We start from the raw sequence: 24,323 nt of genomic DNA, 5'->3' as shown, positions 1-24,323 counted from the left end.
CCGCGCCGCTGACCAGCAGGGACGCGCTCGGCCGCCGAGCCCGGGCGCGATCACTGCTCCCGCAGTCGCGCCCACGCTCTGTGAGCCGTCCCACAGAGGTCACCCGTATGGACCGTTGACGGGCGTGGCAGAATGACCTGTGTACCAGCAGCAGCGCACTCCGGGGTCGGTGTAATTCCGAACCGGCGGTTATAGTCCGCGACCCGTCCGCATCCAGCGGCCGGTTGACCAGGTGAGATTCCTGGACCGACGGTGAAAGTCCGGATGGGAGGCAGTGCGCGGCGGGCCGTCACAGGTACGCCGTCGTGTCGGCGGACGCGTTCCGGGTTGTCCCGGGAGCGATCGCGTCCGTGTATCCGGCCGGAGGCGTTCCCTGTCGCGTTCCGCTTCATCTGTCGTCATCGACAGCCCCGGAGTCCGTGCCCGAAGAGGCAGGAGGACCCGGTGGCCACCGCAGCCGAAAGAACCGCCATGCGGCGAGCGATCACGCTCGCGGCACGCGGACTCGGCGCCACCAGCCCGAACCCGGTCGTCGGATGCGTGATCCTCGACGCGACGGGCGAGCAGGCCGGTGAAGGCTTCCACCGGCGCGCCGGGGGACCGCACGCCGAGATCCACGCCCTGCGCGACGCCGGGGAGCTGGCCAGGGGCGGCACCGCCCTCGTCACCCTCGAACCGTGCAACCACACCGGACGCACCGGGCCCTGCGCCCAGGCGCTCGTCGAGGCCGGGATCCGGCGCGTCGTGTACGCGGTGGGCGACCCGAACCCGCAGGCCACCGGTGGTGCGGACACCCTGCGCGCCGCCGGGATCGAGGTGGAACAGGGCCTCCTCGCCGAGGAGGCGGAGGCCGGGAACGCGGCGTGGCTGACCTCGGTCCGCCTCGGCCGCCCGTACGTCCTCTGGAAGTACGCCGCCACCCTCGACGGCAGGATCGCCGCCGCGGACTCCACCAGCCGCTGGATCACCTCGGCCGACGCCCGCGCCGACGTGCACCGGCTGCGCGCCGAGGCCGACGCCGTCGTGGTCGGTTCGGGCACCGCCCGTACCGACGACCCCCAGCTGGGTGTACGCGGCATCGAGGGCGCCACCCAGCCCCTCCGGGTGGTCGTCGACACCTCCGCCACCGCCGTCCGGCCCGGCGCCCGGGTCCTCGACGGGACCGCGCCCACGCTGGTCGCGGTCGCCGACGACGCCGAGGCCGGGCATCTGCCCGCGGAGGCCGTCCTGCGACTGCCGCGTGCCGCCACCGGCCCGGGCCTGGACATCCCCGCGCTGCTCGCCGCCCTGGAGGGGCGTGGGATCCGCTCCGTACTCCTCGAGGGAGGTCCGGTCCTGGCCGGCTCCTTCGTCGCCGCGGGAGCGGTCGACACCGTCGTCGGCTATCTCGCTCCGGTACTCCTCGGCGCGGGCCCCGCGGCCCTCGCCGACGCCGGAATCTCCACCATCTCGCAGGCGTTGCGCCTCGATGTGACCGAGACGGTCCGCATCGGCCCCGATCTGCGCATCACCGCCGTCCCCGTTCCCGCTCGGAAGGGAAACTGAGAGTGTTCACCGGAATCGTCGAAGAACTGGGTGAGGTCACCGCCGTCGAGAAGCTCGACGACGCCTCCCGTTTCCGACTGCGCGGCCCCGTGGTGACCGAGGGCGCCAAGCACGGCGACTCCATCGCCGTCAACGGCGTCTGCCTGACCGTGGTGGATCTCGGCGAGGGCGAGTTCACCGCCGACGTCATGGCGGAGACGCTGAACCGCTCCAGCCTCGGCGCGCTGACCACCGGGTCACGGGTCAACCTGGAGCGTCCGATGGCACTGGGCGGACGCCTCGGCGGCCACATCGTCCAGGGACACGTCGACGGCACGGGCCGCATCGTCGAACGCCGGCCCTCGGAGAACTGGGAGATCGTCAAGATCTCGCTGCCCTCGGGGCTCGCCCGCTACGTGGTGGAGAAGGGGTCGATCACCGTCGACGGTGTGAGCCTGACCGTCGTCGACGCCGCCCCGGACCACTTCACCATCAGCCTCATCCCCACGACCCTCGCGCTGACCACGCTCGGCATCAAGCAGCCCGGCGACCCGGTCAACCTCGAGGTGGACGTCCTGGCCAAGTACGTCGAACGCCTGCTCGCCCACGGCGTCACGCCCGCATCCGGGGAGAGCCTCGCATGAGCACTCTGGACTGGCTGAACTCGGAGGCGTTCACCGCCTTCGGGCAGCACATCATCTGGTCGGACATGCTGGGCAACACGATCGGCCTGGCCGCGCTGGCGCTCGGCTGGCTCCGCTCCGTTTGGACCTGGCCGGCCCAGCTCCTGTCGGGCGTCGTCCTGGTCGCGGCCAACGTCTCCGTCCAGCAGGCCGGCAGCGTCGGCAAGCAGCTGATCGTCATCGCCGTCGCCGTCTGGGGCTGGCAGCAGTGGACCCGCGGCAGGCAGCAGGCGCAGGACGGAACACTGGCCGTGCGCTTCGCCACCTGGCGCGAACGCGGCTACCTCGTGGGCGGCGCCGCCCTCGGGACGCTCGCCGTCGGCGGCCTGTTCACCGCCTTCCCGTCCCTGTCCTGGAGCCCCTGGGCCGACGCCTACATCTTCGCCGGAACCCTGGTGGCCATGATCGCCCAGGCACGCGGCATGGTCGAGTTCTGGTTCGCCTGGCTGCTCGTCGACCTCGTCGGCGTACCGCTCAACTTCCACAGCGGTCTCGCCTTCTCCGGTCTCATCTACGTCGTCTACGGCGCCCTCGTCCTGTGGGGCATGCGCGACTGGTGGCTGCGTACGCGGACACCCGCTCTGGAAGGAGCCCCGGCATGACTGCCCAGCCCGCCTGGCTGCACGACCGCACCATGGAGGACCTCTCGCTCGACCCCGTCGAGCAGGCGATCCGCGACATCGCCGCCGGACGGCCCGTCGTGGTCGTCGACGACGAGGACCGGGAGAACGAGGGCGACCTCGTCATCGCCGCCGAGAAGGCGACCCCCGAGATCGTCGCGTTCATGATGAGCGAGTGCCGCGGCCTGATCTGCGCGCCCATGGAGAACGACGAGCTGGAACGCCTCGAACTCCCGCAGATGGTCAGTCACAACACCGAGTCGATGAAGACCGCCTTCACGGTCTCCGTCGACGCCTCGCCCGCGCACGGCGTGACCACCGGGATCTCCGCCGCCGACCGCGCCACCACGCTGCGGATGCTGGCCGGCGGCAAGGCGGAGGCGGCCGACTTCGTGCGCCCCGGCCACATCTTCCCGCTCCGTGCCAGGACCGGCGGTGTGCTCGTCCGCAACGGCCACACCGAGGCCGCCGTCGACCTCGCCCGGCTCGCCGGACTGCGTCCCGCCGGTGCCATCGTCGAGATCGCCGGTGAGGACGGGGTGATGCTGCGCCTCCCCGAACTCGTCCCCTTCGCCCGGAAACACGGCCTGACGATCATCTCCATCGAGGACCTGATCGCCTACCGGCGGAGCTCCGAACCCACCGTGCGCCGTGAGGCCGAGGTGCGGCTCCCCACCACCTTCGGCCCCTTCACCGCGTACGGCTACCGCTCCACCGTCGACGGGGTCGAGCACGTGGCCCTCGTCCACGGAGACATCGGGGACGGCCAGGACGTGCTGGTCAGGGTCCACTCGGAGTGCCTGACCGGGGACATCTTCCAGTCCCAGCGCTGCGACTGCGGACCGCAGCTGCACACCTCCATGGAACGCGTGACCGCCGAGGGGCGCGGGATCGTCGTCTACCTGCGGGGCCACGAGGGCCGCGGCATCGGCCTGCTGTCCAAGCTGCGCGCCTACGAACTCCAGGAGCGCGGCTCCGACACCCTCGACGCCAACCTCGAACTCGGCCTCCCCGCCGATGCCAGGGACTACGCGGCGGGCGCCCAGATCCTGCGGGACCTCGGCGTACGCAGCCTGCGGCTGATGACGAACAACCCGGACAAGACCGCCGCACTCGTACGGAACGGCCTCAAGGTCACCGGGCGCGAGCCCATGCCCGTCCAGGCCGGCGAGCACAACCTGCGGTACCTGCGCACCAAGCGCGACCGCATGGGCCACGACCTGCCCTGGCTCGACGCCTCCGCGTCCGCCTGCGGCAACCAGTAAGCACCGAACACCAGCATCAGCACCACACACAGGAGAGACATGAGCGGCAAGGGCGCACCCGAACTGTCCGTACGCAACTGCGGCGACCTGCGGGTGGCGGTGATCGCGGCCCAGTGGCACGAGAAGGTCATGGACGGGCTCGTCGACGGGGCCCTGCGGGCCCTGCACGACCTGGGCATCGACGAGCCCACGCTGCTCAGGGTCCCCGGCAGCTTCGAGCTGCCGGTGGTGGCTAAGGTGCTCGCCGGCCGCGGCTACGACGCGATCGTCGCCCTCGGCGTGATCATCCGCGGCGGCACCCCCCACTTCGAATACGTGTCCCAGGGGGTGACCAGCGGCCTCACTCAGGTCACGGTCGACACCGGCGTCCCCGTCGGCTTCGGCGTGCTCACCTGTGACAACGAGGAGCAGGCCCTGGACCGGGCCGGGCTCGAGGGCTCCAGCGAGGACAAGGGCCACGAGGCGGTCACCGCGGCCGTGGCCACTGCCGCCACGCTGCGCACCGTGAGCGAACCCTGGCGCTGAGCGGCACGCGGGGACCCCGTATTCTAAGGACCATCATGGCCAACAAAACCTTCGAAGAGCTCTTCGCCGAGCTGCAGCTCAAGGCCGCCGACGGCGACCCCTCCACCTCCCGAACCGCCGAGCTGGTGGGCAAGGGCGTGCATGCCATCGGAAAGAAGGTCGTCGAGGAGGCCGCCGAGGTCTGGATGGCCGCCGAGTACGAGGGCAAGGAAGCCGCCGCCGAGGAGATCTCGCAGCTGCTCTACCACGTCCAGGTGATGATGGTCGCCCGCGGGATCTCCCTCGACGACGTCTACGCCCACCTCTGAGCCACTCACCGCTCGTTCACCCCGAACATCCCTTCGTGCAAAGGAAACCTGACCTCATGCTGCGCATCGCCGTCCCCAACAAGGGTTCTCTCTCCGGGCCTGCGATGGCGATGCTCCATGAGGCCGGTTACCAGCAGCGCAAGGAGTCGAAGGAACTCGTCCTGGTCGACCCGGTCAACGAGGTCGAGTTCTTCTACCTGCGACCGCGCGACATCGCGATCTACGTGAGCTCCGGCCGTCTCGACATCGGCATCACCGGCCGCGACCTGCTGCTGGACTCCGGGGCGGACGCCGAGGAGATCCTCCAGCTCGGCTTCGCCCGCTCCACCTTCCGCTACGCCACGAAGCCCGGGACGGCCACCGGCCCCCAGGACTTCGACGGCATGACGATCGCCACCTCCTACGAGGGAATCGTCGCGGCCCACCTCGCCGAGGCGGGAGCCAAGGCCTCCGTCGTCCACCTCGACGGCGCCGTCGAGACCGCCATCGAGCTGGGTGTGGCCCAGGTCATCGCGGACGTCGTCGAGACCGGCACCAGCCTCCGCAACGCCGGGCTGGAGGTCATCGGCGAGCCGATCATGACGTCCGAGGCCGTCGTGATCCGCCGCAGGGGCGCCGACGCCGAGGACCCCAAGGTGCAGCAGTTCCTCCGCCGCCTGCAGGGCGTACTGGTGGCCCGCAGCTACGTGATGATGGACTACGACTGCCGCGTCGAGCACCTGGAGCGCGCCGTCGCCCTCACCCCGGGCCTGGAGTCGCCCACCATCTCCCCGCTCCACCACGAGGGCTGGGTCGCCGTCCGCTCGATGGTCGAGTCCAAGGAGGCCCAGCGGGTCATGGACGACCTGTACGAACTGGGTGCGCGCGCCATCCTCACGACAGCCATCCACGCCTGCCGCCTCTGACGGCCGGTTCACGCACCCCCCGAGGACGACTCCCCGCCATGTCCGCCCCCAACCCCGGACCGAACGAACTCCCCGTCCTGCCCGCCACCTTCAGGCCCACCCTCACCCGGGTGGTCCTGCTGGCGGTGGGGGCGGCCATGTTCGTCGTGATCACCGCGGTCGCGATGATCCTGGAGAACCTCGGCGCGGGGGAGCGGGCCAGCTTCGTCTTCGTCGCCCTGCTCTTCTTCGGTGTCCTCGCCATGCTCAGCCGGCCTCGGGTCACCGCTGACGAGGCGGGCGTCACGGTCGTCAACATCACCCGGTCGCGCCGCCTGGCCTGGGCGGAGATCCTCCGCGTCAACCTGCGGGCAGGAGACCCCTGGGTCTTCCTCGACCTCAGCGACGGCACCAGCCTCCCGGCACTCGGCATCCAGCCCGGAATCGCCCGGGAGCGCGCCATCCGTGACGCGCGGGCGCTGCGCGCGCTCGCCGAACTCCACGGCAGCGGAGTGAACGAGGCCACGGAGAACGGCTGAGCCCCCTGCCCCGTACGGCCGGATCCCGATTATTCTGGGACCGGCGGCGCACCCGGTGCGCCCCGCCCCGCACAGAAGGCCGGTCAGGCCCGCGGGGCACTTTCCTGCGACCCAAGGAGTGACTCCCTCCAGCAATGGACGGATCGTCCGGTAGTACCTGCGCCGCCCCCTCCCCGGAGGCGGCGGCATGACAACCCCCCTGTTGCTGCTCCTCGCGGCATTCCTCCTCATCCTCGCCAACGGGTTCTTCGTGGCGGCCGAATTCGGGCTCGTCACGGTGGAGCGGCCGGACGCCGAGCGCGCCGCCGCGGAAGGCGACCGCCGGTCCCGGACCGTCGTCGCCGCCCTGCGCGAACTCTCCTTCCAGCTGTCCGGCACCCAGCTCGGCATCACGATCACCTCGCTGGTCGTCGGCATGCTGGCCGAACCGGCGCTCGCCCAGCTCCTCGAGGGGCCTCTCACCGCCACCGGACTGCCCCGAGGGGTCGTACCCGGCGTGAGCGTCGTGATCGGTATGCTGCTCGCCTCCGCGGTGCAGATGGTCATCGGCGAGCTGGTGCCCAAGAACTGGGCGGTCTCCCGGCCGCTCCAGGTCGCCCGGTTCGTCGCGGGGCCCCAGCACCGCTTCTCCGCCCTGCTGCGGCCGGTCATCACCGTCCTGAACACGGTCGCCAACCGGCTCGTCCGGCTGCTCGGCGTCGAACCGACCGACGAGCTCGCCTCCGCGAGGACGCCGGGCGAGCTGGTCTCACTCGCGAGGCACTCCGCCGAAGCCGGAACCCTGGAGCAGGACACCGCCGATCTCTTCGTGCGGACCCTGTCCCTCGCCGGCCTCACCGCGCAGCACGTCATGACTCCGCGGGTGCGGGTCAGCGCGCTCCAGGCGTCCGCCACGGCCGCGGACGTCCTCAACCTCACCCGGGCCACCGGTCTGTCCCGCTTCCCCGTCTACCGTGAACGCATCGACGAGGTCGTCGGCATGGTCCACCTCAAGAACGCCCTGGCCGTGCCCGCCGAGGAACGGCTGCGCACCCCGGTGAGCCGTATCGCCGTGCCGCCGCTCCTGGTGCCGGAGACCCTGCCCGTCGAACAGCTGCTCCAGCGACTGCGCAGCGAGCAGCCGATAGCCGTCGTGGTCGACGAGTACGGCGGCACCGCCGGTGTCGTCACCCTCGAGGACATCATCGAGGAGCTCGTCGGCGAGGTGCGCGACGAGCACGACGCGGAAGGCGACGACCGCCCCGAACTCGTCCCGGTCGTCGCCGACGACGGACGGCCGGGCTGGGACGTGGAGGGCAGCACACGGGTGCTGACCCTGCTCCGGATAGGCCTCGACGTCCCGGAAGGACCGTACGAGACCGTAGCGGGTCTGGTCGCCGATCTGCTCGGGCGCATCCCGGCTCCCGGGGACCGCGCGGAACTGCCCGGCTGGCGGATCCACGTACGACAGGTCGGCCACTACCGGGCCGAGCAGGTCCGCTTCGTCCGGCTGACCGATCCGCGGGCGTTCCCCGCCGTGGAGCCGCTCTCCCAGGACCTGCTGGAGGCAGCGCGATGAGCCTCGTACAACTCGTGCTCGCCGGCCTCCTCGTGCTGGCCAACGGCTTCTTCGTCGGTGCGGAGTTCGCCCTCGTCTCCGTCCGTCGCAGCCAGGTCGAACCCCTCGCGGCCGGAGGGTCCGGCAGGGCCCGGCAGGTGCTGTACGGCCTGGAGAACCTGCCGCAGATGATGGCGGCCGCCCAGTTCGGCATCACCGTCTGCTCCCTCACCCTCGGCGCCGTCGCCGAGCCGACCGTCGCCCACCTCCTCGAGCCGGTCTTCCACGCCGCGCACGTGCCGGAAGGCCTCATCCACCCGCTCGGCTTCGCGGTGGCCCTGGTCACCGTGGTCTTCCTCCACCTCGTCATCGGCGAGATGGTCCCGAAGAACCTGGCGATGGCCGCCCCCGAGAGGACCGCACTGTGGCTCAGCCCCGGCCTGGTCGGCTTCGCCCGGCTCTGCCGGCCGGTCACCACGGCGCTCGGGGCCTGCTCCACGCTGGTCCTGCGGCTCTTCAAGGTCGAACCCAAGGACGAGGTCGAGGCCGTCTTCACCAGCGAGCAGCTCAACCGGCTGGTGGAGGACGCCGGAGAGGCGGGGCTGCTTGAGCCCGAGGCACGGGAACGCCTCGGTGACGCACTCGAACTGGGCAGCAGGCCCGTCACGGACGTGCTGCTCGACCGGGCCTCCCTGGTGACGGTGGATCCGTCCGCGACCCCGCGGATGGTCGAGGAACTGACCGTACGGACCGGCTTCTCACGTTTTCCCGTCCGCGCCGAGGGCGGCGGACCCTTCATGGGGTACCTGCACGTCAAGGACGTCCTGGAGCTGGAGGACGGCGAGCGTGCCGTTCCGCAGCAGATCTGGCGGCCGATGGCGACCGTACGCGCGGAACTCCCGCTGGACGACGCCCTGACGGTCATGCGGCGTGCCGCCACCCACCTCGCCCAGGTCGCGGACGCGTCGGGCAGGGTGCTCGGCCTCGTCGCCATGGAGGACGTCCTGGAGATGCTGGTGGGAGAGGTCCGCGACCCCGCCCACCGGGTCTCGGTGCCGCGCCGCACGGTGGACGCCCCGAAGGCGAAGGCCATGGCACCCCTCGGGTGATCACGACCGCCGGGCCGCTCCCTCGGGGCGGCCCGGCGGACTTGCGAGTGGCCGGGCGCTCACAGAGCGCCCGGCTCCTGCGTGTCCCGGTTCACCGGCCCGCGCCCGGACAGCACCTCGCCGTAGGCCTGCATCAGGTCGGGCAGCCGCAGGGTCGCCAGATCGTCCCGGGTGGGCGCCGCGCCGTATCCCGACAGCCGCAGGTCCCGGTAGGCGCAGCTCTTCTCGTACAGGGTGCGCAGGAAGCGGCCGTTGCCCAGTTCGTCGATCCAGCCCTGGTCGACCACGTGCCCGCTGATGCTGCGCAGCTCGTCGAGCGACTCCTCGTCCCACGTGTCGCCGTTCTCCGCGGCCAGTACCTCGCCGATCGCGGTGAGTTCGAGGGGGCGGTAGCTCGGGAAGTCGACGCGGGTGGTGAACCGGGAGGACAGACCCGGGTTCGCCGTGAGCAGCCTGTCCATGCCCTCCGGGTACCCGGCCAGGATGACCACGAGATGGTTCCTGTTGTCCTCGGCCCGCTTCAGAAGCACCTGCAGGGCTTCGTCGCCGTACGCGTCGCCTTTGCTGTAACCGGAGTTGGACAGGCTGTACGCCTCGTCCACGAACAGCACACCGCCCAGCGCCGAGTCGATCAGTTCGTTGGCCTTGACCGCGGTCTGCCCGAGGAACTCGCCCACCAGATCGGACCGCTGAGCCTCCACCAGATGATCCCCGCCGAGGAGACCGAGCGCGTAGAACACCCGGCCCAGGATGCGGGCCACCGTGGTCTTGCCCGTCCCGGACGGGCCGGAGAAGACGAAATGGCGCTTCGGGGGCTGGACCGGGAGCCCTTGCTCCGCACGCAGACGCGCCATGTTCAGCTGTGCGGACAGGGCCTTGACCTGGCGTTTCACCGGTTCGAGCCCGACCATCCGCTCCAGCTCGGCCAGCGCCTGCGCGAGCAGCACCGGGTCGCTGGGACCGGCGGGGAAGACCGCTGTCCGGGGCGCCCCCGGCTTCACCCGGGGCCCGTCGACTCCGGGTGCGCCCGGTGACGGCGCGCCCGTGGCCACGCCCGGCGCGTCACCCCCGAACCCGGGCGCGCGGCCGTCCGCCAGATCCGTGCCCAGTGCCGTGTCCCCGTCGGTCCTGGCCTCGGTGCCCGGCAGGTCCGAACCGAAGCCGGCCAGCGAAAGGGGGGCGAGATCGACCGCCTCGTCGTACCCGTCCCCCTCGGAGATCGCCGCGAGTCTGGCCGAGGTGTCCATGAACGCCGGGTCCACGCGGTGCACCGCCCGGTACAGCGGCAGGGCCGCCGCGCTGCGGCCGGTGCCCTCGTGGGCACGTGCCAGCCAGTAGCGCAGCTCCTTGCGCTGGGGCTGCTCACTGCGGCAGCGCATCAGCGCGGTGGACAGCAGCGGCTCGGCCTGCCCGTACATCTCCAGGCGGACCCGCGCCATGCCGCCGAACAGCCCGGCCTCGATGCCGAGCAGCGGGTCCTCGATGAGCTGCTCGGTGGTGCGCACCAACTGTTCCCAGTCCTTGACCAGATAGGACCGGCAGGCGTGCAGAAAGCGGACCTGAGGATCGGCGTCCACCGGCGGCAGACCGGCCAGCGCGCGGTCGAGCTCGGCCACATGGCGGCCGTCCAGCCAGTGCGAGGCGTGGGCGAGCAGCAGGTCGCGCGGGCTCTCCAGCACGGGCTGCACCCACCACCCCAGCCAGTACCAGGAGTTGAGCGTACGGCGATGACGCGTGCGCTGCTCGCCGAAGCGGTCGCGGTGGCGGTACATGCGTAACAGCGCCGTCGTGGTGTCGATCCGAAGCGCGTGCAGCCCCAGCCAGCCGTCGGCCATGCCGGGGTCGAACCGCACCGCGGTTCTGAACTCCTCCTCGGCCTGTGGGTAGGCGCCCATCGTGTAGGCGTCCACCCCGCGCAGCCAGGCAAGGTCGGCCGGGGCGTGCGTGCCCTGCGTGCCGATGTCCATCAGGTCCCCCACATGCCGTGCCCCGGAATGCCCCGCCCGCACAGCATGCCCAGCCCGGCGCTCCTAATCACCGTGTCGGGGAGGGGAATTGACCACACCCGAGAGGCATCGTACCCGTCGGGTGAGCGCGTGATCAGACGGCATGTCAGCACTTCGGCGGCGGTGACCGAGGGTGAGTGGGGGTGGGCGCGGGAGGGTGGCCGGGGCAGGACGAAGCCCCCGGTCACGGGGGAACGACCGGGGGCTTCGCGTACGGGAGGGCTTCGGAAAGCCGCACGTTGAGACCGTAGAACCTGTACGGCCGCTCGGTCAAGACGAGTTGGGGGCAGTCGGGGCGGTGATTCCCCGTGGCCGGCCACCGGCCGGTACCAGCGGCGTCAGGTCTCACGTTCAGTGATGAAGCGACCCGTTCCCGCAGCCGAACGGGGCCCTTCCAGCCACTCGTAACCCGTGGGCACCAGGCGAATCACCGCATCGGCGAACGGCCGGGAAGGATCCTCGGCGAAATGCCGTCGCTCCGCGACGGTCCACCCGTCCCAGAAGTCCGAGAGCTCCGGTCCGTCACGGCGGCGTCCCCGCGCCCAGGACGCCTCGCTGTCCCCCTCGATCCAGAGCAGGGCCGCCAGGAACGGCCGCACCGCGGCACGGCCCGCGCCGACCCCTTCGATCAGCATCACCGGGGCGGGTGGCACGGTCCTCGGCGGCCCGAACACCCGGGCCGTCCAGTCGTACGGGGCGTAGCGCGCCGGCTCCCCGCGGGAGAGCGGTTCCAGCACCTGCTCCCGGAGCCGGCCCGTCCAGGTGAAGAGTTCCTCATGGGTGGCCAGGTCGTCCAGCGCGAGCACGGGAGCGCCCCCCAGGTTCGCGGCCAGACGTCCCGTGAAGGTGCTCTTCCCGGACCCCGCGTGGCCGTCGACGGCGATGAGCCTGACCGGCCCGCAGGACGGTTCCAGGGACCGCAGTCTCCGTGCTCGGTCCATAAGGTCGTCCATGCGCCCACCCTATGCCAGCCGGGCGCGGCCGTTCGGGTTCCCCGCAGGTCACGCCAGTGGACCAGACCAATATTGGTTCTGCGGCACGGGAAGAATCACTGGCCGGATCCGGCCTCGACCGGCGATAGTTGGCGCACCGATCGGCACCCGTAGCCCCAATCCGCCCGACGACCGGGGGTCTCGCCCATGACCAGACCGACTTCACGCAGGACCGTGCTCACCGCCGCGCTCGCGGCAGCGGCGGGGGCAGGCGCCGTGGCCACCGCCGGCCAGGCGGGCGCCGCCCCTATCCGTACCTCCTCACCCCCGGCGGCATCCTCGCTCGTGGACAACAGCTTCTGGAGCAGCTACACCGACTGGCGGTGCGGCTCCGCGTCCGGCACCCGCGCCGTCGCCGGGCTCCGGCCGGGCCTCGTCCTCGCGACGCCCGCCGGCAGCACCGACTACACCGACCCGCACACGGGTACCACCAGGACGTGGGAGTACGCGACCTGGACCTCCCCGGTCCACCGCTCCGCGGTACCCGCCACCGAGGTGATCGCCTCCTGGAACGCACACACACCGGAGGGCACCTGGATCCAGATCGAACTGCTCGGCACGTACTCCGACGGGACGGACACCCCCTGGTACGTCATGGGCCGCTGGGCATCCGGGGACACCGACATCCGCCGTACCTCCGTGGACGATCAGACGGACGGCAGGAGCACCGTCTGGACGGACACCTTCTCGGTGGACGACGCGGCGAGCGGCCTGCGCCTGAAGTCCTACCGCCTGCGCCTCACCCTCTACCGGACCCCGGGTACCCGCCTGACGCCCACCGTCCACCGGCTGGGCGCCATGGCATCGGACGTCCCCGACCGCTTCACCGTGCCCGCCACCACCCCGGGGGTCGTACGGGAACTCGCGGTGCCCCGCTACTCGCAGAACGTCCACGTCGGGCAGTACCCCGAGTACGACAACGGCGGCGAGGCGTGGTGCAGTCCCACCTCCTCGCAGATGATCATCGAGTACTGGGGCCGTAAGCCCACAGCCGAGGACCTCGCCTGGGTGAAGCCGGGCCTCGTGGACCCACAGGTCTGCCACGCGGCCCGCCACACCTTCGACTGGCAGTACGACGGCTGCGGCAACTGGCCCTTCAACGCGGCCTACGCGGCGACGTACAAGGACATGCACGCGGCCGTCACGCGGCTCGGATCCATGGCCGACCTGGAGGCGCTGGTCGACGCGGGAATCCCGGTCATAACGTCACAGTCCTTCCTGAAGGAGGAGCTGACGGGGGCCGGCTACGGCACCTCCGGCCATCTGATGACGGTCATCGGCTTCACCGCGGACGGCGACATCATCGCCAACGACCCGGCATCGCCGTCCGACGAGGCGGTACGCCGGGTGTACAAGCGGAGCGAATGGTCGAACATCTGGCTGAGGACGAAGAGGTACGACGCGACGGGCAAGGTCAGGAGCGGGACCGGCGGGGTCTGCTACATCTACTGGCCGGCCGCACCGACCTACCGTCAGCGGCGCGTACTCCGGTCGCTCGGCCTGCTGTGAGCACGGGTGCCCTCGTCCCCGCCACCAGGATCCGAAGGCGGGGCTCCCGTCCGTCCCGCCCGAGGCGGCCGCACCAATCCACCGTGACCTCGACCGGACGACGTCCGAGCCGGTAGGGGGCCTGACGGCGGCGGCCGGTCCCGGGCACGCGCCGGCCGGAAGCCGAAGCAAGGGGCCGTCATGGCACGGGGTCCGGCGCGCCGCTGCGGCGTCGCGCCGGACCTTCGCGGGTCCCCGCCTCAGGAGGCGGTTTCGAGCTCCGGCGCCAACAGCTCCGCCACCGTCTGGCGGCGGCGGATCAACCTGGTCTCGTCCCCGTCGACCAGGACCTCGGGGATGAGCGGCCTGGAGTTGTAGTTGGACGACATGCTCGCGCCGTACGCGCCGGTGTCGTGGAACACGACGAGATCGCCTACCTCGGTGCGGGGCAGCGGCACCGGCTCGACATCGCCTCCCTCGATCTGCGTGAAGACGTCTCCCGACTCGCAGAGAGGACCGGCCAGGACCGTGTCGCGGGCGTCCCGGTCGCAGAGTGCGCCGTCCGGGCCGAGGACCGAGACACGATGGGTGCTGCCGTACATGGCTGGCCGCATCAGGTCGTTGAACCCGGCGTCGACCAGCACGAAGTAGTTGCTGCCCACCGGCTTCTGCGCGCGGACCTCGGCGGCCAGCACGCCCGAGCCCGCCACCAGGAAGCGTCCGGGCTCGATCTCCAGACGGACCGGGTGGCCGAGTTCGGAGACGAGCTCCCGGCGGGCCGAATCCCAGAGCTCGAAGTAGCGGTCGGTGTCGATCTCCGGGTCGCCCGGCCCGTACGGTACGGAGAGGCCACCTCCGGCCGAGATGGCCCGGATGTCCCGCCCGGCCATCCTGACCTGCTTGACCATGGTTTCGCAGACCGACTCCAGGTGGCCGTAGTCCACCCCCGAGCCGATGTGCATGTGCAGGCCGACGAGGTCGAGCCCGTGCCGGTCGACCAGCGCGAGGCTCTCCTCCAGGTGCTCGTGCCAGATGCCGTGCTTGCTCTGCTCGCCACCGGTGTTGGTCTTGCGGCTGTGACCGTGCCCGAAGCCGGGGTTCACCCTGATCCACACCGGGTGCCCCGGGGAGGCCGCGCCCACCTGGTCGAGCATCTGCGGGGACCCGGCGTTGACCGGGATGCCCAGCTCGACGACCCGGCGAAGCGTGGAGCGGTTCAGCAGGTCGGCGGTGAAGACGATCGGCTCGTCGGCTCCCTCGACCTGGTACCCGGCCGCCAGGGCCCGCTCGATCTCCCCTTCCGAGACCGCGTCGACCAGCACGCCCTCCTCGCGCATCAGACGCAGGATGTGCAGGTTCGAGCACGCCTTCTGGGCGAAGCGGATGACGTCGAAGCGGCGCAGCCGGGCGATCTGCGCGCGGATCGTCCCGGCGTCGTACGCCCACAGGGGGGTGCCGTACTCCGCGGCCGCGTCGGCGAGCCGCGGCCCGTCGAGGGCGCCGGGAAGAGGCGGGGCGGCGTGGGAAGAGGAGGAAACAGCGGTCATGGTCAGTCCTTCTCACCGATCATCAGGGCTACGCCCAGATCCTCTTCCAAACGGCGCAGGATCCGCTCGGCCGTCCGTACCACGGACGGATGGTCCGGGCCGCGCAGCATGAAACGGGCCACGATCTGCCCCGCGGAGACCCGTTGGCCGGGCCCGGTGCCGTAGCTGTCGAAGCCGACGACCTCCAGGACCCCCGGCTCGTCGGCGATCCACTCCAGGGCGGCACCGGCCGCGAGGGTGCCACCGTCGCGGGCCATCACCTTGCGCCCGCCGACGCAGCCGTCGAGCGCCCCCGGACGCACCACTTCGGCTCCGGGCTCCAGGATGCTCAGCAGGCCGGAGAAGATGTCCGTGCCGGTGGCGTGACGGTAGATCGTGGGCAGCGCGCCGCCCATCACACGGGGGTTGACCTCCACCAGGACCGGTCCGCGCTCGGTGACCATGATCTCCAGGTGGAAGACGCCCAGGTCCAGGCCGATCGCCCGGCAGACGTCGACGGCGTACGCGACGCAGGCGGCGGTCCCGTCGCCGGGGAGGTTCGCGGGGATGTACGAACCGAGCTCCACCACCTCGTCCTCGGCCCAGCGGAACCGGCCGGAGACGGCGAACGGGAAGAACTCTCCGTCCCTCGCGCCCAGTTCGACCGAGACCAGTGTGCCCACCAGGTACTCCTCGACGAGGACCCCGCGGGTGAACTGCTCGTGCCACTGCGCGGGTACGGCGTCCAGGCCGGTGAGCACGGCACGGCAGCCGGCCGCCGCCTCGTCGGCGTTCGTGGCCACGCAGGAGAGCAGGCTGTCCGCGCCCGACGGCGGCTTGAGGATCACCGGGTAGCCGATCTCCTCGGCCGCGGCCAGCACCTCCTCCTCGGTCCCGGCCAGGGCGTACCGCGCGGAGGCGAGTCCGGCCTTCTCCAGGGCCGCCCGGCAGCGGTCCTTGCGGCGGGCGGTCAGGACGGCGTCGGTGTCCGTGCCCCGGAGTCCGAGCTCCCGGCAGGCGATCGCCACGGCCTCGGCGCTCAGCTCGAGTTGGCCGGTGACGACGTCGATGGGGTCCACGGCGTGGCGCTCCGCGAGCACCCGGGTGACGGTCCCGGCGTCGGTCGTCACCAGCCCGTCGACCAGGTGGTCCACGGAACCGACGATCCGCAGGTTCTTCTCGGTGGGCGGGTAGAACGGCTCGGCGGACTGGAGGTAGGTGACCCGGTGGCCGGCTTCCTTGGCCAGCCTGATCGCTTCGAGTGCTGCGGGGTTCGAGTCGACGAACGCGATGTGCATGGTTCTGCCTTGCGGTCGGTTGAGGGGGCGGACGAGCGGTGGGGAGGCCGCTCAGAAGGTTACGGCGATGAGGCCGGACAGATCCGGGACGCAGCCCGGAGCGGCATCCTCGTACCGGTCCTCGATCGTGGACGCCAGTCCGGGCACCAGCGGCGAGGCCTGGGCGGCGAGGACGCGCAGTCCGGCGGTGGCGAGCCCGGGATCATCGGACGCCCTGGCCGCGAGCAGCACGAGCAGGTTGGCCGTCGTCTCCGCCGCCAGACGCATCGAGAACGTCTCCAGCGTGTACGCCCGACGCATCCGGTCCCGGTAGCGGTCCAGGAGAGCCTCGGTGCCGGGTCCCGCGGCGACCGGCCGACCGGTGTACGCGGCCAGCTCCGCGGTGATCCTCCGGAGCGGCTCGTGCAGCCGGGTGCGTACGGTCTCCAGGAAGCCGGCCTCCGTGAAGTCGGCCGGCTGGTGCTCCGGGTTACCCAGGGCGAGGTGGAAGCGCACGTTGTCCGGACCGTACTTGCCCACCAGGTCCCGGGCCCAGATCAGGTGGCGCCGGCTGGTGGAGAACTTGGCCCCGTCGAGGTGGTAGAACTCGTTGGTCACGATGGCCGTCGGCTCGATCAGGCCTCCGTGAGCGAACGCCAGTCCGAGATGGGCGAACGAGAAGTAGAACGTGTTGTCGTAGCCGAGGAACTGCACGAGTTCGAAGCCGGACCCTTTGTCCCACACACCGGCAGGCGTCTCCGGTGTCCGATCGGCCCTGGCCGCCTCGGCCATGTGCCGCAGTCCCGGCAGCATCTCGGCCCAGACGTTGATCACCTGCCCCTCGAAACCCTCGATCCCCACGGGGATCCCCCAGTCGGCCGGATAGCTGACCGGGAAGTCGGGCAGCGGGCGGGAGAGCATCTCGTCCACGAAGCGCAGCACGTGCGGGCGCATCGTCGAACGCCGCCTGCGATAGAACTCCGTGAACCGCTCCCGGTAGTCCTCGAGGGGAAGGACCAGGATCTCCACCTCGCGCGGCTCCTTCGCGGAGCCCTCCCCGGCACCGGTGCTCTCGGGGAAGAGCAGCGAACCGGCGTCGTTCGGGTGGCCGCAGTTCTCACAGATCGCGCCGCAGGTGCCGGCCAGGCACTCGGGGCAGAAACCGGTGGCGAAGGCCTCCAGGAGGTAGCGCCCCGTCTCGGCGCAGTACGGGAACGTCCAGGTGCGCGGCACCAGCCCGCCCGCCCGGTACAGCCCCGCGAAGAACTCACGGATCTCCTCCCGGTAGGCGTCGTCGGGGCGGGTGAACGCGTCGATGGCGACGTCGGCGAGTTCCAGTGTCCCGGTGATCTCGTCGTTGCACCGCGCGGCCAGCTCGACCGGGTCGACGCCCAGGCGCTGCGCCGTGGTGACCACATAGGTCTGGTGGTCGTCGCCCCCGGAGGCGTACAGGGCGGTGTGCCCCGCCATCCGCTGGGCGCGGCTGAAGACGTCCGCGCCCAGGTACGGCCCGGAGAGGTGGCCCACGTGGAGATCGCCGTTGGTGGTCGGGGGAGTGGCGGTGACCAGGAAACGGCGTGGTTCAGTCGTCATCGGCCCTCCTCCGGGCCTCCGGCCAGCTCGGGCTTCCCGCCGAGCGGGCCGAGGGACCACACCGACACGAGTTCCAGCTCCTCGGTGTCCGAGCCGTTCTCGAAGTGGTGCGTCCGGTGGGAGCCCACCACCAGGGCGTCACCCGCCGCGATGTCGGTGCGGGTCCCGTCCACCTCGACGCGGCCGCTGCCTCGGACCACGTAGAACTGCTCATGGTCCTCGTGGGAGTGGGGGGTGGTCACCGCGCCGGGCGCGACCGTACAGACGCCCATTCCGGTGTCCGAGGGACCGTTGGACCCCCAGGGCAGGATGCGCCGGAACGCGCAGCCGTACTCGTCCTCGGTGACGGCTTCGTGCCGCCGCTGGATCTGGATGCCGCTCACGCGTGGACTCCTTCGAGAAGAGGGGCGGAAGGGATGGGACGAACAGGGTTGTCCAGCACCGCGTCGAGGATGTCCCCGGCGCGGTGGGCGAGCAGGGACAGCAGGGTGCTGGTCAGGCCGTGGGTGTGCTCGGCGGCGCCGTGCAGGAAGACCCGCGGGGCGAAGCCCTCGGCCGTCCGCACCGCGTAGTCACGGTCGACGAGCAGCTCGCCGTCCCCGTCACGCAGCAGATACGGGTCGAGCCCCGTCAACAGGCCGCGAGCCTCACGGAAGTCGTAGCCGGTGGCCAGCACGACCGCGTCGTAGCGCCCGGTGCGCGCCTCGCCGGAGAGGAGGTCGCGCAGTGTCGCCGCGGCGAGCCCGTCCTCCGCGTGGGCACCGGCAAGCTCCGTGAACCTGCGGAGCCGCAGCCGGTCACCCCCGTGCACCCGCTGGTCGTAGAGGAGTTCGGCGACGGCCGTGATGTCCTCGTCGTCGACGGCCGCGTAGTTGGTGGCCCTGAGGTCGTCGAGGATGGCGCGGCGGCGCCCGGGATCGGCACCGTGGAACAGGTCGACCGAGGCCGGGTCGAAGATGGCGTTGGCCAGCGCGCTGCTGTTGGCCGGCATCAGGGCGAAGCCGCGGTGCGCCAGCGTCACTTCGGCCGCGGGGAACTCGCCCGCGAGATACCTGAAGATCTCTGCGGCACTCTGTCCGGCTCCCACCACCAGGAAGCGGTAGGGGAGTTCACGGCCGCGGTCGTGGAAGGAGCTGATGCGGCCGAGGAAGGAACTGCTGTGGAAGACGCTTCCGCCCTCCAGGGCGAGCGGATCGACCCCGGGCGGGACGACCGGTGTGCCGCCCGGCGCCAGGGAGACGTGCTCGGCCGAGACGGTGTGCCGTACGCCGTCCGGCCCGCGATGGTCCACCTCCAGGCGGGTGACCTCCCCGTCCGGCCCGGTCACCGGGCGGATCCGCTCGGCCGTGCTGCCGTACGTGACGTACGGGGCGAGCCGCCCGGCCGCCCAGCGGAAGTAGTCCACGTACTCCCGGCGGGTCGGGTTGAGCGTGCCCAGGTTCAGGAACGACTCCAGCCTGCCCTTGGACACCAGGTAGTTGACGAAGCTGTACGGACTGGTCGGGTCCCGGGGGGTCACCAGGTCCTTCAGGAAGGCGACCTGCATCCGGGCGCCGGGCAGCAGCATGTCCGGGTGCCAGGAGAAGGCGTCCCTGGACTCCAGGAAGTGAAGTCCGTTCCCGGGTACGGCCGTTCCGGCCGACGCGTGGAGCGCGCTCATGGACAGGTGCGACGGGCCGAAGCCGATGCCCAGGAGCCGGTGGTGCGCGTGCCCGGGGGAGGCGCTGGTCATGCGATCCGCCTCCACGGGTCAGCCGGCCTGCACGGCGGGGCCGGCCTGGCCGGCCTCGGCCGGCCGGTAGTGGGCGTAGAACTTCTTGGTCGGCTCCAGGACCTCCCAGGTGCCGGTGAACCCGGCGGGGACGACGATGGTGTCGCCGGGGACGAACGTGCGGGCGTTGCCCTCGTCGTCGGCGATGATCACCCGTCCGTGGAGCATGTGGTAGAACTCGTCCTCCTCGTACACCGCGCGGAACTTCCCCGGTGTGCTCTCCCAGATGCCCGAGGTGAAGGCGCCGTCGGAGCTGGAGAAGTGCAGGGTGTTGGTGATCGCCAGCTCCCCGGAGATCCAGCGGTCGGGACCCTTCTTGACGTTCCGTACGTTCTCCGGCTCGGACTCACCGAAGACCACGATGTCCTTGATCGTTCTGCTGGTCATGCCGATCCCTTCGATATCTGGGTGCGGAGGAGTTCCGCGACGAGCCCGGCGGCGGCCCCGCGGACCACCGAGTAGTGCGATTCGGGCAGCGGCCGGACGGCCGCTTCGGACGGGACGAGGGCGCCCGGATGCAGATGGAGCGGAGCCAGGCCCCGGAAGGCGTCGGGGCGTTGCCGCTCGGCCGTCACCAGGAGGAGCGGGCAGTCCCCCGGAAGCGGTTCCGGCCGGTGGGCGAGCAGCAGCCGGTACAGGGCGCGGTACTGGCCGTACAGGTCGCGCAGGGCCTCCGGCGCCTCGTCCGGGAGGTGGACCGCTGCGAGGTGACCGAACGGGTCCGGGTGGCCGGAGGGCACGGTGATCGTCACCTCGCCGCCGTCGCCCTGCCCCAGGTGGTCGGTGAAGAAGCCCACGGCGGCTGCCGACTCGTCGAAGTCCTCCACCGCGCCGCCGGCGGCGACGAAGCTGTCCACCAGGGTCAGCGACCGGACGTGCACGAGGTCCGTGCGGCGCGCCGTCTCCGCCGCGAGGACGCCGCCCATCGACCAGCCCAGCAGGTGCACCGGCCTGCCCAGTGCCGCGAGCGCGGTCGCGTACTCGGCCGCCAGACCGGCCAGGCTGTCGGGCAGTTCGTGCTCCGCAGGCGACTGGAGGCCGTAGACGGCGTACGAGTCGGGCAGCGCGTCGATCACGGCGCGGTAGCCGAGGAGGTGTCCGCCCACCGGGTGGACCAGTACGACCACCGGCCCGCCCGTCGGCCGGACCGGGACGAGGAGCCCGTCGACCCGCTGGTCGAGAAGGGCGCACTGGCCGGCGATCGTGCTCGCCTCGAACAGGCTGGACGGCGCCAGCCGCACGCCGAACTCCTCCCTGATCCGGCGGACCAGGCGCACGGCGGAGACGGAACTGCCGCCGACGGCGAAGAAGTCGTCGTCGACCGAGCGGACGGACGTCCCGCAGACCTCCCGCCACAGCCGCGCCAGCGCCGCCTCCCTCTCGGTGCTCGGAGGACGGCCGGCCGTCACACCGGAATCCCCGCAGCGCACGGCCTGTTCCTCGGCGAGGGCGAGCAGCGCCCGTGCGTCCCGCTTGCCGTTCGCGGTCAACGGCAGTGCGGCAACGGTGTGGAAGACGCTGGGCACCGCGTACGAGGGAAGAGCGGCACCGAGCCCGGCACGCAGCGCCACGGGATCGAGGAGCGTGACGTCCTCCGCGCCCTCCGCGTCCGCCGGACCGGGCACCACGAAGGCGACCAGCCTGCCGTCGGCGCCGCTGCCCGTGACGGCGCAGGCGGCAGCCGATACACCGGGGCACGCCGTCAGCTGCTGCTCGACCTCCAGCAGGTCCACCCGGTAGCCACGTACCTTGACCTGGCTGTCCACCCGGCCGAGGAACTCCAGGGTGCCGTCGGGACGATAGCGGGCGTGGTCGCCGGTTCGGTACAGACGTTCGCCGGTGCGGGGATGGAGGGGGAAGCGGGCCGCGGTGAGTTCCGGCTGTCCGTAGTACGCCGTGGCGAGGCCGTCGCCCGCGATGAACAGCTCTCCGGGCACCCAGTGCGGCACGTCCGCGAAGTCCTGGTCCAGTACGTGGTAGCGCTGGTTGGCGAGCGGCAGACCGTACGGCACGGACTTCCACGACGGGTCGATCCGTTCCACCACGTGGTAGTTGGACCAGATCGACGCCTCGGTCGCCCCGCCCAGGGCGACCACCTGGGCCTTCGGCGCGGCCCGCCGGAGACGGTCGGGCAGGCCCAGCGGGATCCAGTCCCCGCTGAGCAGCACCAGCCGCAGACCGCCCAGTACGTCGGTGGCCCGCTCCCCGAGGTGGTCGAGCAGCATCTCGAGCAGCGCCGGAACCGTGTTCCATACCGTGGCGCCGCTGCGCCGCACCCAGTCCGCCCACAGGTCGGGGTCGGGCCGTGAACCGCAGGGCGGGACCACGACGGTGCCCCCGGCGCACAGGCCGCCGAACAGGTCGAACGCCGAGAGGTCGAAGTGCAGTTCGGAGAGGGACAGCAGCCGGTCGTCCGGCCCGACGCCGAAGCGTTCGACCATGTCCTGGACGGTGTTGAGCAGACCGCCGTGCGGGATGGCGACGCCCTTGGGGACCCCGGTCGACCCCGAGGTGAAGATGACGTACGCGAGCTCGTCGGGCGCGGGGACCGGCAGCGGCCCCGATTCACCTGACGGACCGGGGGCGCCGATGTCCAGCGTGGTGACCGGCCGTCCGAGCTCCGCGAGGAGCCGCGCGCCCTCCGCGTCAGCCAGCACCCTGCCGATGCCGTGCCGGGCGAGCAGCGCGTCGACGCGGGCGGGCGGCCAGTCCGCGCCCAGGGGCACGTAGGCCCCTCCGGCGGCGATCACCGACAGGGCGGCGAGGTACTGGGCAGGGCTCTTGCGCGCCAGCACACCGATCAGCTCACCGGGAGCCGACCCGGACGCGGTGAGTGCCCCCGCGGTGCGTGCGACGCGCTCCGAAGCCTCGCGATAGGTGATCTCCCCCTCCTCGCCGTTGAACGCGACGCGTTCCGGCGTCCGGGACGCACCCTCGCGCAGTCCGTCCAGGACCCCGCCGCCGGGGAACGTCCGGCCGGTGGCGTTGGCGGACCTGCGGGCCGCCGAAAGGGCCTCGGGCAGCGGCGGTACGTGCCGCGCCGACCAGGGCTCCTCCTCCTCGGCGAGCCGTCGCAGCAGGTCGGCGTGGGCCGCCGCCAGCTCCTGGGCCATGCCCTCGGGGAACGCCTCGGCGACATGGTCGAAGGTGCAGACGAGCTCGCCGTCCTCCTCGGACACCTGGTGGTCGAGGAGGACCTGCGGGGTGTGCATCGACTTGAACACCAGATCCCAGCCCCGGGCACGCAGGTGCGGGGGCAGCTCCCCGGCCGTCGAGTCGTCGAGACCCGACGCGAAGACGTACGGGCTGCCCACCGCCGAGCCCGGGTGGTGGCGACGCGCGCGGCGGGCCACCTCGACCCCGGACACCCAGGCGTGCGGGAGGTCCGTCATCAGCCGTCGCTGGAGTGCGGTGGCCCGCTCCGCGAAGGAGCCGCCGGCGCCGTCGCACTCAAGGAGCAGTGTGCTGCCGAAGTTGCCCACGCAGCCGGCCAGGGCCGGGCCCTCCTCCGGCTCCGCCGCCAGCATGCCGCGGGTGGCGACGAGGACGGTCAGGGAGAAGGACGCCTGGCCCGACCAGCGACGCAGCACCTCGGCGTAGGCGGCGCAGAGCACACTGTTCGCGGAGAGGCTCGCCCCGCGGGCCCGCTCGCGCAGCCGCTGCCAGGTGCCGGCCGGCAGCCGGTGCCGAACCCGGGAGAACCTGGCCTCGGCGGGGCGGGAGAGCGCGGGCAGCTCCGGAGGGCCGGGCAGCACGGACGACCGCCGCTGCCAGTGCGCGACGGCGTTGCGGTACGCCTGGCTGTCCCGGTGCGTGCCGAGGGCCTCCACGTACCGGGCGAAGTGACCGGCGGGCACAGGCGGGTCCTCGAACTCCCGTCCCTCGTAGGCGTCGGCGAGGTCCCGGCAGACCAGCCCGATCGAACGGGCGTCGAGGACGAACAGCCGCAGACACAGCAGGACGAACGTCGTGTCCCGCGCCGAGTAGACGGTGCAGCCCACCTGGGGCCCGTCGGTGAGGGCGGGCAGGTGCGCGGCCGCCGTGTCCCGCTCCTCCTGGAACGCGGCACGCGCCTCCGCGGCGTCCAGGTGGGTCCAGTCCACCCGGGCGGGCTCCCAGGAGCCGTCGAGCGGGACGACCCGCTGGAGCCCGTCCGCGTCGACCGCGCAGCGCAGCATCTCGTGGCGGTCCAGGACCGCGCGGAGCGCCGTACTCCAGCGCCCGGCCTCGAAGCCGGCGACCTCGAAGCCGTGCGCGATGTAGGCGGGTGTGGCCAGCTGAGGGAAGTCCGACTCGCCGACCTGGTAGGCACTCTGGAGATCGGTCACCGGGAACGGGGCCGGAGCCGCCGCCGGTCCGGCCTCCGCACCCGCTGCGGGCAGGCGGGGTCCGGGAAGGCCGGTCCCGGCCGCGATCGTGTCGAGCACCGGCCCCTCGTCCGCGGTGAGACGGCGCAGCAGCTCCACCGGGGTGTCCGGCGGGGCGTCGACCGACAGCCGGCCACGGCGTGACCGCACCGAGACGCCGTGCTCGGCCAGCTCACCGAGGAGCGCGAGAGCGCCCCGCTCCTCCGTGCCCCACCGTCTGTTCTCCACCGTGCCGTCCCCTTCCGACCTGCGTACGTCTCGCCCTGTGGTCCCGGCCCGGCGGGAGCCCGTCGCTCCCGCCGGGCGCGT

20 protein-coding genes and 1 riboswitch are annotated in these 24,323 nt (G+C 71.7%); of the genes, 11 read left to right on the top strand and 9 right to left on the bottom strand.

Going from position 1 to position 24,323, the window contains the following annotated elements; all coding sequences use genetic code 11:
• Positions 1-151 precede the first annotated feature (151 nt).
• A riboswitch (FMN riboswitch) is annotated at positions 152-282 on the top strand.
• A gap of 162 nt (positions 283-444) precedes the next feature.
• The 10 genes from ribD to ACGFNN_RS30925 all read left to right on the top strand — a co-directional run bounded on the left by ribD (position 445) and on the right by ACGFNN_RS30925 (position 8,994).
• Positions 445-1,545 (top strand): bifunctional diaminohydroxyphosphoribosylaminopyrimidine deaminase/5-amino-6-(5-phosphoribosylamino)uracil reductase RibD, encoded by a 1,101-nt coding sequence (gene ribD / locus ACGFNN_RS30970; protein ID WP_393560913.1) that lies wholly within the window; start codon positions 445-447, stop codon positions 1,543-1,545.
• A gap of 2 nt (positions 1,546-1,547) precedes the next feature.
• The gene (locus tag ACGFNN_RS30965; protein WP_393560911.1) at positions 1,548-2,168 is read left to right on the top strand and encodes a riboflavin synthase; all 621 of its coding nucleotides are present in this window, start codon (positions 1,548-1,550) and stop codon (positions 2,166-2,168) included.
• Positions 2,165-2,809, top strand: a complete 645-nt coding sequence (locus tag ACGFNN_RS30960) for a nicotinamide mononucleotide transporter family protein (RefSeq protein WP_362550702.1) — start codon at positions 2,165-2,167, stop codon at positions 2,807-2,809. The genes ACGFNN_RS30965 and ACGFNN_RS30960 overlap by 4 nt, the downstream gene beginning before the upstream one ends.
• The gene (locus ACGFNN_RS30955; protein ID WP_393560909.1) at positions 2,806-4,092 is read left to right on the top strand and encodes a bifunctional 3,4-dihydroxy-2-butanone-4-phosphate synthase/GTP cyclohydrolase II; all 1,287 of its coding nucleotides are present in this window, start codon (positions 2,806-2,808) and stop codon (positions 4,090-4,092) included. Before ACGFNN_RS30960 ends, ACGFNN_RS30955 begins: the two co-directional genes overlap by 4 nt.
• Before the next feature lie 39 nt (positions 4,093-4,131).
• Complete coding sequence (gene ribH, locus ACGFNN_RS30950; RefSeq protein ID WP_362550708.1) at positions 4,132-4,617, top strand: 6,7-dimethyl-8-ribityllumazine synthase; 486 nt, start codon at positions 4,132-4,134, stop codon at positions 4,615-4,617.
• A gap of 35 nt (positions 4,618-4,652) precedes the next feature.
• On the top strand, positions 4,653-4,925 hold the full coding sequence (locus ACGFNN_RS30945) for a phosphoribosyl-ATP diphosphatase (protein ID WP_014157415.1): 273 nt from the start codon (positions 4,653-4,655) through the stop codon (positions 4,923-4,925).
• A gap of 56 nt (positions 4,926-4,981) precedes the next feature.
• Positions 4,982-5,830 carry an ATP phosphoribosyltransferase gene (hisG, locus tag ACGFNN_RS30940; RefSeq protein WP_362550711.1) on the top strand — a complete coding sequence of 283 codons (849 nt, stop codon included), beginning with the start codon at positions 4,982-4,984 and terminating at the stop codon, positions 5,828-5,830.
• A 38-nt stretch (positions 5,831-5,868) separates the two neighbouring features.
• Positions 5,869-6,348: a PH domain-containing protein gene (locus tag ACGFNN_RS30935; RefSeq protein WP_393560906.1), complete on the top strand. Its 480-nt coding sequence runs from the start codon at positions 5,869-5,871 to the stop codon at positions 6,346-6,348.
• 187 nt (positions 6,349-6,535) lie between these two features.
• Positions 6,536-7,906: a hemolysin family protein gene (locus tag ACGFNN_RS30930; RefSeq protein ID WP_393560904.1), complete on the top strand. Its 1,371-nt coding sequence runs from the start codon at positions 6,536-6,538 to the stop codon at positions 7,904-7,906.
• Positions 7,903-8,994 (top strand): hemolysin family protein, encoded by a 1,092-nt coding sequence (locus tag ACGFNN_RS30925; RefSeq protein WP_393560902.1) that lies wholly within the window; start codon positions 7,903-7,905, stop codon positions 8,992-8,994. The genes ACGFNN_RS30930 and ACGFNN_RS30925 overlap by 4 nt, the downstream gene beginning before the upstream one ends.
• 59 nt (positions 8,995-9,053) lie before the next feature.
• On the opposite strand, the gene ACGFNN_RS30920 is transcribed toward ACGFNN_RS30925, so the two are convergent.
• Positions 9,054-10,961 carry an AAA family ATPase gene (locus tag ACGFNN_RS30920; RefSeq protein WP_393560900.1) on the bottom strand — a complete coding sequence of 636 codons (1,908 nt, stop codon included), beginning with the start codon at positions 10,959-10,961 and terminating at the stop codon, positions 9,054-9,056.
• A 377-nt stretch (positions 10,962-11,338) separates the two neighbouring features.
• The gene (locus ACGFNN_RS30915; protein WP_393560898.1) at positions 11,339-11,953 is read right to left on the bottom strand and encodes a uridine kinase; all 615 of its coding nucleotides are present in this window, start codon (positions 11,951-11,953) and stop codon (positions 11,339-11,341) included.
• Between the two features lie 186 nt (positions 11,954-12,139).
• Here ACGFNN_RS30915 and ACGFNN_RS30910 point away from each other — a divergent pair, with 186 nt between their 5' ends.
• Positions 12,140-13,501 carry a peptidase C39 family protein gene (locus tag ACGFNN_RS30910; protein ID WP_393560896.1) on the top strand — a complete coding sequence of 454 codons (1,362 nt, stop codon included), beginning with the start codon at positions 12,140-12,142 and terminating at the stop codon, positions 13,499-13,501.
• A gap of 239 nt (positions 13,502-13,740) precedes the next feature.
• Here the strand turns inward: ACGFNN_RS30910 and lysA are convergent, their stop codons facing one another.
• The 7 genes from lysA to ACGFNN_RS30875 are packed head-to-tail and all read right to left on the bottom strand — an operon-like array spanning position 13,741 to position 24,242.
• The gene (gene lysA, locus ACGFNN_RS30905; protein WP_393560894.1) at positions 13,741-15,027 is read right to left on the bottom strand and encodes a diaminopimelate decarboxylase; all 1,287 of its coding nucleotides are present in this window, start codon (positions 15,025-15,027) and stop codon (positions 13,741-13,743) included.
• Positions 15,028-15,029: 2 nt separating this feature from the next.
• Positions 15,030-16,304 (bottom strand): acetyl-CoA carboxylase biotin carboxylase subunit family protein, encoded by a 1,275-nt coding sequence (locus ACGFNN_RS30900; RefSeq protein ID WP_393560892.1) that lies wholly within the window; start codon positions 16,302-16,304, stop codon positions 15,030-15,032.
• Between the two features lie 51 nt (positions 16,305-16,355).
• Positions 16,356-17,876: a class I tRNA ligase family protein gene (locus ACGFNN_RS30895; protein ID WP_393560890.1), complete on the bottom strand. Its 1,521-nt coding sequence runs from the start codon at positions 17,874-17,876 to the stop codon at positions 16,356-16,358.
• Positions 17,873-18,259 carry a cupin domain-containing protein gene (locus ACGFNN_RS30890; RefSeq protein WP_393560888.1) on the bottom strand — a complete coding sequence of 129 codons (387 nt, stop codon included), beginning with the start codon at positions 18,257-18,259 and terminating at the stop codon, positions 17,873-17,875. The genes ACGFNN_RS30895 and ACGFNN_RS30890 overlap by 4 nt, the downstream gene beginning before the upstream one ends.
• The gene (locus tag ACGFNN_RS30885; protein WP_393560886.1) at positions 18,256-19,608 is read right to left on the bottom strand and encodes a lysine N(6)-hydroxylase/L-ornithine N(5)-oxygenase family protein; all 1,353 of its coding nucleotides are present in this window, start codon (positions 19,606-19,608) and stop codon (positions 18,256-18,258) included. Before ACGFNN_RS30885 ends, ACGFNN_RS30890 begins: the two co-directional genes overlap by 4 nt.
• An 18-nt stretch (positions 19,609-19,626) precedes the next feature.
• On the bottom strand, positions 19,627-20,034 hold the full coding sequence (locus ACGFNN_RS30880; protein ID WP_393560884.1) for a cupin domain-containing protein: 408 nt from the start codon (positions 20,032-20,034) through the stop codon (positions 19,627-19,629).
• Positions 20,031-24,242, bottom strand: coding sequence for an amino acid adenylation domain-containing protein (locus ACGFNN_RS30875; protein WP_393560882.1), 4,212 nt, complete (start codon positions 24,240-24,242; stop codon positions 20,031-20,033). The genes ACGFNN_RS30880 and ACGFNN_RS30875 overlap by 4 nt, the downstream gene beginning before the upstream one ends.
• Between the last annotated feature and the right edge of the window lie 81 nt (positions 24,243-24,323).

This window comes from Streptomyces sp. NPDC048590 (genome assembly GCF_043199535.1).
Lineage (GTDB): Bacteria > Actinomycetota > Actinomycetes > Streptomycetales > Streptomycetaceae > Streptomyces.
The sequence above is the reverse complement of the archived record's forward strand: the minus strand, read 5'-3'. Positions and strand labels throughout refer to the sequence as shown.

Excerpts from the sequence above, each read along its gene's own strand:
- ACGFNN_RS30960 (WP_362550702.1), top strand. The coding sequence starts at position 2,165 with ATGAGCACTCTGGACTGGCTGAACTCGGAGGCGTTCACCGCCTTCGGG.
- ACGFNN_RS30955 (WP_393560909.1), top strand. The coding sequence starts at position 2,806 with ATGACTGCCCAGCCCGCCTGGCTGCACGACCGCACCATGGAGGACCTC.
- ribH (WP_362550708.1), top strand. The coding sequence starts at position 4,132 with ATGAGCGGCAAGGGCGCACCCGAACTGTCCGTACGCAACTGCGGCGAC.
- ACGFNN_RS30945 (WP_014157415.1), top strand. The coding sequence starts at position 4,653 with ATGGCCAACAAAACCTTCGAAGAGCTCTTCGCCGAGCTGCAGCTCAAG.
- hisG (WP_362550711.1), top strand. The coding sequence starts at position 4,982 with ATGCTGCGCATCGCCGTCCCCAACAAGGGTTCTCTCTCCGGGCCTGCG.
- ACGFNN_RS30935 (WP_393560906.1), top strand. The coding sequence starts at position 5,869 with ATGTCCGCCCCCAACCCCGGACCGAACGAACTCCCCGTCCTGCCCGCC.
- ACGFNN_RS30930 (WP_393560904.1), top strand. The coding sequence starts at position 6,536 with ATGACAACCCCCCTGTTGCTGCTCCTCGCGGCATTCCTCCTCATCCTC.
- ACGFNN_RS30925 (WP_393560902.1), top strand. The coding sequence starts at position 7,903 with ATGAGCCTCGTACAACTCGTGCTCGCCGGCCTCCTCGTGCTGGCCAAC.
- ACGFNN_RS30920 (WP_393560900.1), bottom strand. The coding sequence starts at position 10,961 with ATGGACATCGGCACGCAGGGCACGCACGCCCCGGCCGACCTTGCCTGG.
- ACGFNN_RS30915 (WP_393560898.1), bottom strand. The coding sequence starts at position 11,953 with ATGGACGACCTTATGGACCGAGCACGGAGACTGCGGTCCCTGGAACCG.
- ACGFNN_RS30910 (WP_393560896.1), top strand. The coding sequence starts at position 12,140 with ATGACCAGACCGACTTCACGCAGGACCGTGCTCACCGCCGCGCTCGCG.
- lysA (WP_393560894.1), bottom strand. The coding sequence starts at position 15,027 with ATGACCGCTGTTTCCTCCTCTTCCCACGCCGCCCCGCCTCTTCCCGGC.
- ACGFNN_RS30900 (WP_393560892.1), bottom strand. The coding sequence starts at position 16,304 with ATGCACATCGCGTTCGTCGACTCGAACCCCGCAGCACTCGAAGCGATC.
- ACGFNN_RS30895 (WP_393560890.1), bottom strand. The coding sequence starts at position 17,876 with ATGACGACTGAACCACGCCGTTTCCTGGTCACCGCCACTCCCCCGACC.
- ACGFNN_RS30885 (WP_393560886.1), bottom strand. The coding sequence starts at position 19,608 with ATGACCAGCGCCTCCCCCGGGCACGCGCACCACCGGCTCCTGGGCATC.
- ACGFNN_RS30880 (WP_393560884.1), bottom strand. The coding sequence starts at position 20,034 with ATGACCAGCAGAACGATCAAGGACATCGTGGTCTTCGGTGAGTCCGAG.